Raw genomic sequence first — 12,894 nt, forward strand, 5'->3', positions numbered from 1 at the left:
GGAGCAAAGTATATTCCCAGTTTTTGGTATTATTTTTTTTATAATTTTATACTTGACATAATAAATATTCAAGTATAGATAGCTAAAAACAAATTTTATTTATTTTTTTTTTATTTTAAATATCATAAAATAAAACAAGAGGTAATAAAGGACATGTGAGTATGAAAGACCATTTTGCTATAGTTTGCTGTATTTTCGTGACAATTCCAATTTTATACGTCTCTACCCTTTACGCTCATGGAGTAAGAGGCAAAATAGGCAGAGGAGGAATTGTTATAATTGCTGAATATACCACAGGTGAACCTATGAGTTATGCCAAGGTAGTAATTAGTGCACCAGATAAGAAAATCCCTTTTCAGATAGGAAGGACAGACAGAAATGGGCGGTTTTGTTTCTATCCAGATATGCCAGGAAAATGGATGGTAGTTGTGGAAGATGGAATGGGTCACAGGCTTCAGTTAGATGTGCCGGTAAAGCATGGTGGCCGAATTGAGACATTAGGATACACACAAAGCCCTCTGCAGACATATCTCTCTAATTTTTTGAAAACCATTTCTGGTATTTCTATCATTTTTGGTATCTTTGGATGCATTGTATTGCTAAAAGCCTACAAAAAAATGAAAATTTAGAAAGGTTTTTACAGGAGGAGAGAATTTATTTCAGGTTATCTATGATTTTTTTTGTATTTTTGAGGCATTCTTTTTATCAACGTCAGGTGGAGTCCTGAAAAATATCATGAAGAAGGAGGTAATTCATGAAAAGATTGTTAGTAGTGGCATGGCTTGTTGGAGTAATTTTTTTTATCCACTCGGCTTCAGGGTGGGCAGATGATAAAAATGGGACAAATAAGGGGAAAGAGGCCATAGAAATGGACCAAATCGTAGTTACTGCAACAAGGACCCCGCATCTTCTAAAAGATGTACCAGTAGAAACTGTTGTTGGACGAAGCCGCTAAAGCGGCAAGCAATTTTAGGTAATTATACTTCGGATAATTAATGATTGCAATATAAAGTTTATGTGATAAAAGGTTAGCTAGTATTGAGCCAAGAAGAGGCTCTTAAATTAGGAGGTTATAATGAACACAAACATGCCCACTGACCCCAAATTCAATGCTTATTATCAAAAACATGTTAAGTTACTGAAATTAAGCGGATTTCAGCCAAAAACAATTGAGGCATATTCTAGGGCACTTAGGCGAATCGGAAATTACTTTGATTGTAAAATATCCGACCTATCCTCTGACCAGCTTCTGGATTACTTCAACGATCTTCGGGCAAGCCACTCCTGGAGTGCCGTCAAGCTCGATCTCTATGGTCTCAAATTTTTTTATTCCTATGTGCTGAAAAAAACATGGGAAAATATCCCTTTGATTAAACCGCCAAAAACATCCAGAATTCCTGATATTCTGACTATAGAAGAACTTCAACGATTAATAACAGCTACCAGAAGTTTGAGTTACAAAGTTTTCTTTTTCACACTCTATTCATTGGGATTGCGGTTGGGTGAGGGAATTGAGCTTCACCTCGGAGATATCGACTATACAAACATGAGGGTTCATATTCGTGATGCCAAGGGCAGAAAAGATAGATTAGTCCCATTGCCACGGAAAACCTTACAGGTACTCAGAAATTTTTGGAGAGTTCACAAACATCCACGCTTTATATTCCCAAATCGCAAAAGAGGTCGTAAAAACGCCCATCTTGTTGACAAACCACTGGATAGAAGTGGCATCCAGACTGCCATGAAAGTAGTTGTCACAGAACTAGAAATTAGAAAAAAAATTTCATGTCACTCTCTTCGCCACAGTTATGCGACACATATGCTGGAGGCCGGAGTTGACCTTGTAGAATTACAGAAAATCCTGGGGCATGTCAGCATCCTCACAACCTCAAAATACACACACCTTACCAACAAAACCGGAACCAATGCTCAAAAAGCTGCAAACTTCCTCAGCAATCACCTTGAAATCAGATGGGGAGATGTGCAATGATTTACCTTTCTTCTATCATAACCCAATTCAAAGATTCTTTTTTTGTAAAGTATAAAAATTTCGTCCTGCCGGCCCATAAAAAGGCCCTACATGTCATGGAACATTGCAGGGATAAACATGGCCCTCTCATGTTAGCACGGTGCTCAAATGATAACTGCTCCCACACCGTTTATATTCCACATTCATGTGGACACAGAAGTTGTCCTCACTGCCAGAACCATGAAAACCAGCAATGGATAGAAAATCAGTTGAGCAAAAAACTTCCCGCTACTTACTGGCTGATTACATTTACTCTTCCCACTCAGCTCAGAAACCTGGCATGGAAAAATCAAAAAACCTTCTATTCCCTGATGTTTGAATCTGTCCAGGAAACCTTGAAGACTTTTGTAAAAAACGATAAAAAACTTGGCGGTGCAGCAGGCTTTATTGCCGTACTTCATACCCATTCCCGCAACCTTAACTATCATCCCCACATCCATGTAATCATGCCTGCAGCCAGCATCAATACAAAAACAGGGCTGTGGCGAACAAAATCCACTAAATACCTCTTTAACCAAAAGGCTCTTGGAACCGTGTTTAGGGCTAAACTCCTGCACGCCATTGTAGATGCAAAACTTAGACTCCCCAAAAATTGCTCCAAAAAATGGATCGTCCACTGTAAAAACGTCGGAAACGCTGAAAAGGCCATTGTCTATCTTGGCAATTATCTTTACAGAGGAGTTATTCGGGAAAAGGACATCTTAAAATGCAAAAACGGAAAGGTCACCTTCAGATACTTCCATGCCAAAACCAGGCAATATAAAACCAGAACCGTTTCAGGTGAATACTTCCTCTATCTCATTATGCTCCATGTATTGCCTAAAGGCTTTAGAAGAAGCAGAAGTTATGGCTTTCTTCACTCATGCAGCAAGAAATTAATCTGTTTTTTACAGTTGATACTCCGTATTAATCCATTCACCAAATGGAAACGAAAACCAAAACCGTCAATAGTCTGCCCCCTCTGTGGAAATAGCATGAAGATTATAAAAACAATGATACCTGGATTATTACCATCGCAACCTGGTTATTGTACATGAAAGGGGCTGGGAGGATGATTATGTAAGCTCAAACCATATATGATTCAAAAAACCGGAGATCTTTTAAAATCCCCGGCAAAGGATAGTTATACCCTAAAAACAGAATTTTTTACCTGAAAATTGCCTGGATATTAAAAAAAATGACAATCGCAACAACAAATCAACTTCCCATAGCATTGGTTAATCCAACCAATGCCCCTTACCACCACTTTCCTTGATCAACACTCCATAGCCACAAAAAGATATTTTCTATATTTAACCGGGCTTGTCCAACAAACGGTTCAGATTGTGGTTCGCTCTCTTACGCTCGCTCTCACAATCTAACCTTATTCGTTATCACGAGAAAGGATATAGAAAGGTCTAGCGCTCAAACAATATCTGATCTTTTAAGAAATGTCCCTGGAATATTTATTCGCGCGGAAAATGTCCCTGGAATTTCTGCCTGGAGGGCAAAGATTAGAGGACTCGACTTCAACAGTGGTTATGGCCTTATCCTTATCAACGGCCAGAGGGTTAAAGGAGGAGGAATGGGGGAATATGGTTTAGGACTGAACCAGATTCCTTTGGAAATGATTGAAAGGATAGAGATCGTTAAAGGCCCAAGTTCTGTCCTTTATGGAAGCGATGCGCTTGCAGGGGTTGTGAACATAATTACAAAATCTGCGCCACAAAAGCCTAGCTTTGGTCTGGAAGTAGCCTCAGGCAGCCGTAATGTCAGAATAGGTAATGCATGGTTTGGGGGACAGCTAGATAGATTTGGAGGAATAATAAACCTGAACCATGAGGAGTCAGATTGTGGGAAATATGGATATCGTTCGGGCAGGGAAGAAGACTATTATAGAAATAGGTTGGACTCTAACTATTTTGTCAATCTTTCTAAGAATACTAGGCTATCTCTGGGTGTTAGCCTAGAAGACTGGGATCGAAAACGTAAGTATTCCAATGGAGTACGTCGTCACACAGAAAAGAATAAGTATCGTTTTTCCCCTGCATTGAATGTTAAATTAAATGATGGGTCGAGACTGAAACTCCAGGGCTATTGGTTCGATTGGGATTTCAAAACCAAAGAGAGGGGTGGGAGTTCTCATTTTACGCCAACAGACGGCGATATGTATTACAAACAGACTGAGGTGCAATATACTAAACCTCTAGGGGAGCACCATCTTTTTACAGGTGGGGCTGAATGGCTAGAGGAAAAACTGGATTATAACCTTGCCACAAAAGTCATTATAACCAGGAGTGCTTATCTCCAGGACAAGATATATTTCACAGTTGGTAAACCAGTAACATTGGTCTTGGGAGGACGGGTAGACGACCATTCTGTTTTTGGAAGTGAGTTCTGTCCAAAGTTGAGTCTTATGATTGAGGCCACACCGCAAACGAGGGTTCGCGCCTCTATTGGTCGGGGATTTAAGTCGCCCAATATTCGTCAGATGTATTACGAACAGCCATTCCATCATGGCACCTATTGGTATAAATCCAATCCTAACCTTGATGCCGAACGTTCATGGGGATATTCAGTAGGAATAGAGCAGTCTTTCAACAAAAGGTGGCTTTTCGGTCTGACTTTCTTTAGAAATGATGTTAAAGACAAAGTAGTATGGGTGGAAACGGATGAAACAATTTATGGTGAACCAGTAAAGACAGCAAAAAACATAGCGAAATGCCATACCCAAGGGGTAGAAGCCAGTCTTAAGGCCAAGTTGCTACCAGGGCTTTCAACAATTTTAGGATACACTTACCTAGATACTGAAGATGAGGACACGCACAAAGACCTGACGTATAGCCCAAAAAACACCATTAATGCACGCCTAATTTATGAATATACCCCATGGGGCATCACTGCCTGCATAGGAACCCAGTATGTAGATGAGATGTATAAGGATACAAGGAATACAAAGAAAACTGACGATTATTTTCTTACAGATATGAAGTTAACAAAAAAAATAACCAAATATGCTTCGATTTCAATCGAAGGTAATAACATATTCAATACAAATTATGGCGAACCAGAAAGAGACTGGGAAGGTGCTACTTGGCTTGTACGCCTTACAATGAACTTTTAACCTTAAATAGGAGGAAATCAGTTATGAACAAAACAAAGATGTTAGTGATTACGAGCTTTATGTTATTGGTTGGGTTTGTTTCAGCCCCTGTCTATGCCCATTATCTTTGGCTTACAGTAGATAATTACAACCCTTCCCCAGGCCAGGAGATTGCGATTAATATTGGATGGGGACATAAGTTTCCTGTTGATGACCAGCCCCGTAGAAAAATGGTAGAAAAGATGAAGCTTGTTCTTGTTAACCCAGAAGGGAACAAAATTCCCCTGCGTATCAGACCAAAAGTTAATAGTGGTGTGGAACCTATAAGGGTGAAGCTAAAAGATAAAGGAACGTATGTTGTGGTTCTTGCCGTGCGCACCTTTGTTAGCAAAACCATAGAGGGCTATTTTTACAAACCAAAGAATGAGCTCAGGAACGTCCTTAAATCCTTTTGGTACGAACCTGTGGCAAAAGCGATCATCAATGTAGGTACTCCTGAAGGTAATACTTACAAAAAATGGTTGGGATATTCATTAGAGATTCTCCCCCTTGAAAATCCGGCGAATCTCAAGGAAGGAGAAATGCTTCCTGTTTACTGCCTACTTAAGGGTAAACCAACAAAGGCGTGGATTTACGCCACTTATGCAGGATTTAGCAATCTAAGGAACACCTTTGCATGGACTACTCAAACAGATAAGGATATGATAGCCAAGGTGAAAATTTTGAAAAAAGGCATATGGCTTGTTAAGACAGAAGAATTACTTCCCTATAAAGATCCACGTAAGGCAGACAACTACAAATTCATATCTACCTTAACCTTTGAGATTAAGTAATATCTTTAGGGGGATATCGCTCCAAACGGAGCTATCTCCCAAATAATTAAGAAATCAGGTAAGCTGAAAACATAAATTATGGTGTTTTTTGTCATTGTATACTCAGTATCATTTAACCACAATCCTCTCTTTTGAAATATCTATCCCATAAGCCTTTGATCCATAAGACTCAAAATCTTTTAATAAGGATTAAAAAAATGGGGACGGGCGAATAATGCTTCATCTACAAAGAAAAGGAACAATATCTACCCCTCAACTTGAGGTGAAAATTTTTATTCTCTTCACTGTTCACTCTATATACCTGTTTACCTGAATATTTACTAATATGTTTTCAAAAAATTTTTAATCTCAATTAATTGCTCTTTTATGTTTTTTGCAAATCCATGTTGAGAATTTGAAAAAAAATCTTTTACAGAACCAAAAAATGTTATTTTACCTTTTTCAATTGTAAAAATCTTTTCACCAAGATATATAGCCTCTAATGGATCATGGGTTACATGGATAATGGTAAGGGAAAATTTTTGTTTTATTCTTTTTAAAAATTTAATAAGCCTCATCTTTAGGTGAAAATCCAAAGCAGTCAATGGCTCGTCTAAAAGCAAAACCTCTGGTCTTATCATAAGAGACCTTGCCAGTGCAACCCTCTGTCTTTCTCCTCCGCTTAATTGAGAAGGCATTCTTTGGATTAGATGTTCAATCCCAAATTCTTTCATAATATTTGATATGTGTTCTTTGTCTGGTTTTATTTTTCTTGCCTTAAAAGGAAAAAAAAGGTGCTCTTCAACAGTCAAGTTTGGGAAAAGCCCAAGATTTTGTGGCAAATAAACTATCATTCTATTTTCAGGTGGAAGTTTTGATATCTCTTTTCCATTTAACTTAATATAACCTTTGTCCATTTTCTCAAACCCGGCTATCTCTTTAAGAGCAAGACTTTTTCCAGCACCGCTTGGACCAAGCAAAATATTGTAGCTATTTGGTTCAATAAAGAGTTCAATACCTAAAGAAAATCCATTTTTATACGACTTTATAATCTTAGCTTCTAACATATTTTTTGTTTAAATATAAAAGGGTAAAAAATATAATTGAACACAAAAATATTACCAAAGCACACACCGGCCTTGCTGCATTAAGACCATACTCTTCAAACCTTTCATACATAAGTATAGGGGCTGTTTTGGGAAAATAAGCTAGTATCAATAGAGCTCCTACCTCGCTTATACTTCTTGCAAAGGCGAGCACAGAACCTCTTATTATAGAAGGAAGCGCTAATGGAAAGGTGATGCGAAAAAAGGTGTATGTATGAGATGCACCAAGACTTCTCGCCACCATCTCAATCTCTTTGTCCACACTGTTAAATCCCACGATTGAAGAGGAGATTATAAAGGATATGCTTACAAACATCATGGCAAGCACAATTCCATAAACAGTATCAACAAAAGAGATATTTATTGTTCTAAAAAGGTGTCCTATAAAAGTCCTTTGGTTAAAAAGGGATAGAAGTGCAATTCCAACTGCTACATGGGGTATTGCAACTGGTATGTTGATTAAGCTCTCAACAACTGATTTTCCCCTGAACTGAATCCTGCTTAAAACGTAACCAATTGGTATTCCTAAAAAACATCCCAAAACAGTTGCCCAGAAGGCACAATAGATAGATGTGAAAATTGAATGCCACACAACACCATCTTTTAAGGTGGCTATGAGGCTTTTTAAAGAGAGTTTAACAAATATGTGGATTATAGGGCCAGCTATGAAAAAAGCACCGATTATGCTTATTATCACTGCCCCTATATTTAAAATGTTTTTTGACATGACTTAATGCTCAAACTTTTTTGAAGCCTCTGCATCCAGATATAATGGCTCATCATATTTATCTTTACCATAATCTCTTATGATTTTCTGTGCCTTTTCAGAGACCAGAAATCTTATGAACTTTCTGGCAAAAGATCCCGTTTTGCATTTCTCAGGCTGACACATGGTGTGATAAACATTTATTAACACGGGATCACCTTTAAAAAGAAGATCCAGGTTGTGCAGCTTGCTCTTTCCAACTATCCATGTGCTGCTGTCCACCATGAAGTATCCTTTGAGCTCGTTTGCCTTCTTTAAGGTTGCCATCATAAAGTTGTGCGTGACAACATACCAGCTTCCTTTTGGTGTAATTCCTACCATCTTCCATATCATAAGCTCTTTTTTGTGCGTGCCTGAATTGTCCCCTCTGGACAAAAATATTACCTTTTTTCCAGCAATTCTTCTATAAGCATCTTTTGCAGATGTAGCATGCCTAACATCAGCAGGATCATCCTTGGGTCCAACAATTACAAACTCATTGGATCCAATAAGTGTCCTCTGTGTAGCCCAACCTTCTTTAACTGCCTTTTTTTCAGCAGATGGGGCATGAACCATAACAACATCAACCTTTTTCTCTTTAAGTAGCTTAAGTGCCTTTCCAGATCCAGCTTTTACCCAGCATATGGATACAGGATATCTCGTCGTAAACTCCTCTGCCAGAAGCTTTAAGAGTCCAAGCTCTCCAGGACTTCCTGTTGCAATGGTAAGCCTTGTTGGACTGAAATAAATTGCCTTACATTTCGGACATTGTAACCCTGCTTTTATCTCTTTTACAGGATAAATAGGAGTCTGTTTGCACTCAAAAAGTATCTCTTTTCCTTGCTTTCCTGTTACAAAGTCTTCCCATAATTTTGCCTCTTTTGGATGATGAGCATTTTTTAAAACACAAATTCCATACACAATGGGTTTGCCTTCTATAGTTTTGCCATAAAAGAGAGTAATCTTCGACCTTTTATAAAAATTGGCATACTTTATACTTCCCAGATTTATCTCAGGTGGCAGCTCCGCATATAAAAGCCCATGCTGAAGTGCCACGCTTTTGTATTCAAAGGCATAATCAATCACCCCACTTTCCAGAAGACCAAGAAGTTCTACAGACTTGGGCCTTATGAAAATCTTTTTCCCTTTTACTTTGAGGTCTTTTGGAACTTTAAAGTGTATAACATCACCTTTTGTTCTGCACCTTATGTTCACATATCTTTTTAAAAGATATCTCACCAGTTTGGGATTTTTGTAATACAAAGATGCCAGTCCAATTGAGATCACGCTCCTATATCCACAGGGATCGTCATTTGGGTTTGAAAAGCCCCACTTTACTCCTCTTTTCCTGAGTATCTTATACCAATTGCTTGAATTTATCTCCTTTGCATACTTTGACTTTTTCGTATAACACAACACAAGCTCATTTCTTGCAAAAAGCTTCACATACCCAGTATAGGTTGGGAATAACATCTTTGGTATTAAAGTATAATCAGCTACAGCAATCACATCGCAGGGTTTGTGAAGCTCTGTTACCTTTCTCACTGCCTTAACGCTTCCGCTTATCTCTCTTCTCACATCAATGTATGGATACTTTTTCTCAAACTCCTTTTCCATCTTTGAAAAAGGAACAGATAGACTCCCTGCGTGAAAAACCTTTAAAATTACCTTTTCCTTTGCATGCAGAGAACTAACACATATCATAAAAAACAAAATTGAAAAAAACACTAAAACTCTTTTGACCATTTTTTACCTCCAAAATTTTTGAGTTTACAAAATCCCTTTTGAAAACTTTATCCTCCACTGAATAAACACCCAGTCCGCCTGGGTATCTGAAGCCAGTTTTTTTGCAAACTCATCAGGCCAGAAATGTCCATATCCCATTTGAATCTGATTTTTATAGGGTAAATCTACTTTTATCACCAGATCAAACTCCCTTCCCACCTCATCACCAGATCGCCCTGTTTTGTCCCTGTATACTCTTGGATTTAAATACCATGCGTCTCTTTTTTCAGCCAGCCAGAACTTGTGAAACTCCGCCTTTACATACACCTTTTTATGAGGTGTAAATTCAAAGTTTAGCTGAGCATCCTTTAGGTTTGACCACTTAAACAGGTTCATCCTACCATACATCTTATCCCTTGCACCAAATGCCCCATCAAAAGTCTCGTGTTTACCATCAGTTGGATCGCTATCTCCTGAAGCAAAGCTGTATTCAGCGCTTATAAAAGGCTTTGAAAAAAGATCTTTCAGATGATATCCAAACAGTATGTGATAGCCATAACTATCAATATCGTCAGTGGAATAATCTCCTTTTTGCCTTACATAGGTCATATCAAAGTCAAATCCATAAAAATCTTTTACAAAAAACCTCCCACCGATATAATATGTGTCCAGATCTCCATATACGCCATCTTCACTTTTGTAATGATTGTGATCATCTCTTTTTGTCATTGCAAAGGGTTCAAAGTTTACTGAAAAATTTGAGGCAGAAATTGTAAAATGAGAATACATACCAAAACTTTCAAAACCATGCCTGTGCTTTATGCTCAACACATCAGGATCATGAATTATGGTTCTGCCATAATATACATCAACAAAACCTTGCCTGAATCTGTAAGATGTTTTAACAGCATCCCATATCCACTTACCTGAATTCCCCCATGGGCCTGGGCCAAATATACGCTTGTCTCCATAATAGATGAGCTGTCTCCCTGCTTTTATATTGACATGAGATGAGATATCCCTAAGTTCAATGTAGGTCTCAAAAGGCTCCCATTTATCTTCATAAGGATTGTGTTGCCTTCTGAATTTTTTATTGTAAAAGTCTTCATCCTCTAAAGCCAGATCCCACACAACTGAATGTTGAATCCCTAAAGACAACAATAGATTTTTAAAAGGAATATAGCGAAAACCTGCCCTAAGCCTCCCCGTCAGAAATCCATCATCCTTTTCTCCTACCCCAGGATCATCACCATAAGACTTGATGTTAAAATTGTTTTGATACTCATACCTGAACCTCAATACACTCCAAAAAAGTAATTTTGGGTTTGTTTTGGTTTGTAAATGTTCAAGACAGAAGGAATTTCGTGCCAAAAACAGAGTCAAATACCCCCAAACTATTACAATAACAAACCGATTTTTAGAGCTAAAGCCAGACATTTGAGCCCTCCCCTTTTTGAAAAAAAATATGTAATCCCTCTATATGTTTATGTCAACTATTTTCTGTAAGTATTGGTTTTTTAAGGTAACTATTTTTATATTTTGGAAATTAATTAGAAAAAATAACTCAAATATCTATAAACAACTAACTGACTATAAAAGTATGAGGATGTTCTAAAAATCCTTCTAGACAGGCTTGATCTAAGGGAATTTAAAAGAAAATTATATTAAAAATGTTTAAAGGTTAAAAAAAGTGAAGTGTGAGGAAAGGAAGCATCTTTGAGAAAACAAAAGTTAGCTTTTCAAAATTCTTGATGGCTTTGAAATTGTTTGAATTTAAAGTTCCTGTTTTCAGAAAATTTTATTTATCCTAAAATCTGCAATTACAGTTCAATCGTAAGCAACTGATTGTTCTGGACAGAGATACCTAGATATGGAGCTGTTATGTTAAAGGATATGTCTCCCTCATTGTGACTTGGAAGGCTTTTTCAGGTAGAAGCTGCGGTCAGTGGCACTCTTTACGGGTGTGTAAAGGCACACCACTGCACATGGACTTACGCAAAATCCTATTTTGGAGGATACTCTCAAAAAAAGATTAAGCAAATTGTAATGACCGGATGGAATTTTCTATCTTTATCCAACGTTCTTTGAAAAAATAATCCCTCGATAATCGAAGGAACCATTGTCGTCCCGCATGCATCAGCCGAGCTGGAACATGGATTAGAAACATGCGGATTGTGTTGGGCTCTTCTCTAAAACCATCTTCATCGTTGAGCCACATCATCCAAACCAGTAGATTGTAAGCCAGAATACAGGTCTGGAATATGGCGGAGTTGGCCCAAAAATCCTGTGTCAAAATGCTTCCAGAGGCCATCTGTCCCTTACACCACTCAATCCAGTTTTCACTGGCCCCCCGTTGGCAATAATACCTGTGGACGTCCCAGGGACTCAGGTTCATATTTGTTACATAACAAAAATAATCATACTCAGTCTTTGTAACGCTGAAAAAAAAGCAACTAAATTTGCTCTCTATTACTTGACGTACGGCCACAAACCGGCGGGGGTGCTTCCACCTTTCACATTTGTATGTGAATTCGGTCTTCTCATAGCCAGGTCTATTTTTAACCTTGTGCCATTTCTGAGTTTCTAAAAGCTGAGTGAGTCCTCGCATCTTAACCTTGATTAAGTACAAAGCATGAGCCTCTTCTAAGTAGTCTAAAAGTTCTCCATTAAAAAAGGCGGAATCTGCACGTACAATAATTTTCCAGACTCTCCTTGGAAGCTTGGCAAAGCACTCTTGCATAAACTCTACACAACCATTGGCTGAATAAGCATCTCCGGCTCTAAACCAGTTGTGAAGACATTCCCGCGTCTCAGCAATAAAGCAAAGTAGCGGATGATATCCCCTTTGTCCTGGCTTCTTGGGGTTGTAACCCTTCTCGGCACCTTCCTGTTTCCCATACACCCCACGCACTGTAGAGTCCAAATCTAAAGTGATGCGGCTAAACCATTTTTTACCCCAAACCTTTTTGCGCACTTTTGTTTCTACATCGGAGAGCTCATTGCAATGTCGGGGATTAAACAACTTAAAAACCCGATTTATGGTAGTATAGTCAGGAAACCTTTCCCATTTAAAAAGCGACCTCAATGCTAAATCAGATTTTAGGATAAATACATGGCTCATATGCTTAGCCCCGGCTAACACTGCCATCATCAAAATCATGATAATGTCGGAAACCTTATACTGTGCGGTAGCTCCCCGCTTAATAGTAATGTGTTGCTCAAGCATCTTGGGAAGCTTCAGTTTGTCAGCAAACAGGCCCAGCAATACCAGTCCGGCGTTGCCCGTAAGATTTTTTTCAGTGAACTTAACATGGAATCTACGCATAGAATCAGTGCCTCCTTCATACTTCCTATTTGAAACACTTTATACCATTAATTCACTATATTGTCAAGCT

11 protein-coding genes are annotated in these 12,894 nt (G+C 38.3%); 6 read left to right on the forward strand and 5 right to left on the reverse strand.

The genetic code is table 11. The features are described 5' to 3' along the window. Positions 1-161: 161 nt before the first annotated feature. From ACYQ1E_RS16125 to ACYQ1E_RS16150, 6 genes are all read left to right on the forward strand, one after another. Entirely contained in the window at positions 162-629 is a 468-nt protein-coding gene (locus ACYQ1E_RS16125; protein ID WP_459881710.1) for a hypothetical protein, read from the forward strand. Positions 630-754: 125 nt separating this feature from the next. After that, positions 755-955: a hypothetical protein gene (locus ACYQ1E_RS16130; protein ID WP_459881713.1), complete on the forward strand. Its 201-nt coding sequence runs from the start codon at positions 755-757 to the stop codon at positions 953-955. Positions 956-1,075: 120 nt separating this feature from the next. Further along, on the forward strand, positions 1,076-1,990 hold the full coding sequence (locus ACYQ1E_RS16135) for a tyrosine-type recombinase/integrase (protein WP_459874719.1): 915 nt from the start codon (positions 1,076-1,078) through the stop codon (positions 1,988-1,990). Further along, positions 1,987-3,066 (forward strand): IS91 family transposase, encoded by a 1,080-nt coding sequence (locus ACYQ1E_RS16140; protein ID WP_459874725.1) that lies wholly within the window; start codon positions 1,987-1,989, stop codon positions 3,064-3,066. The genes ACYQ1E_RS16135 and ACYQ1E_RS16140 overlap by 4 nt, the downstream gene beginning before the upstream one ends. A gap of 335 nt (positions 3,067-3,401) precedes the next feature. After that, the gene (locus tag ACYQ1E_RS16145; RefSeq protein ID WP_459881824.1) at positions 3,402-5,132 is read left to right on the forward strand and encodes a TonB-dependent receptor plug domain-containing protein; all 1,731 of its coding nucleotides are present in this window, start codon (positions 3,402-3,404) and stop codon (positions 5,130-5,132) included. A gap of 23 nt (positions 5,133-5,155) precedes the next feature. Continuing rightward, entirely contained in the window at positions 5,156-5,944 is a 789-nt protein-coding gene (locus tag ACYQ1E_RS16150) for a DUF4198 domain-containing protein (RefSeq protein ID WP_459881716.1), read from the forward strand. A 320-nt stretch (positions 5,945-6,264) separates the two neighbouring features. Here ACYQ1E_RS16150 and ACYQ1E_RS16155 read toward each other — a convergent pair whose 3' ends face one another. From ACYQ1E_RS16155 to ACYQ1E_RS16175, 5 genes are all read right to left on the reverse strand, one after another. Next, positions 6,265-6,990, reverse strand: a complete 726-nt coding sequence (locus ACYQ1E_RS16155; protein WP_459881719.1) for an ABC transporter ATP-binding protein — start codon at positions 6,988-6,990, stop codon at positions 6,265-6,267. Beyond that, a complete protein-coding gene (locus ACYQ1E_RS16160; RefSeq protein ID WP_459881722.1) occupies positions 6,977-7,756 on the reverse strand; it encodes an ABC transporter permease subunit in 780 nt (259 codons plus the stop codon). Before ACYQ1E_RS16160 ends, ACYQ1E_RS16155 begins: the two co-directional genes overlap by 14 nt. A 3-nt stretch (positions 7,757-7,759) precedes the next feature. Next, positions 7,760-9,520 carry a tungstate ABC transporter substrate-binding protein WtpA gene (gene wtpA / locus ACYQ1E_RS16165; RefSeq protein ID WP_459881725.1) on the reverse strand — a complete coding sequence of 587 codons (1,761 nt, stop codon included), beginning with the start codon at positions 9,518-9,520 and terminating at the stop codon, positions 7,760-7,762. 24 nt (positions 9,521-9,544) lie between these two features. Further along, positions 9,545-10,936 carry an alginate export family protein gene (locus ACYQ1E_RS16170; protein ID WP_459881728.1) on the reverse strand — a complete coding sequence of 464 codons (1,392 nt, stop codon included), beginning with the start codon at positions 10,934-10,936 and terminating at the stop codon, positions 9,545-9,547. Positions 10,937-11,531: 595 nt separating this feature from the next. Next, entirely contained in the window at positions 11,532-12,824 is a 1,293-nt protein-coding gene (locus ACYQ1E_RS16175; RefSeq protein ID WP_459874960.1) for an IS1380 family transposase, read from the reverse strand. Positions 12,825-12,894: the final 70 nt, after the last annotated feature.

It is taken from the genome of Desulfothermus naphthae, assembly GCF_054657475.1.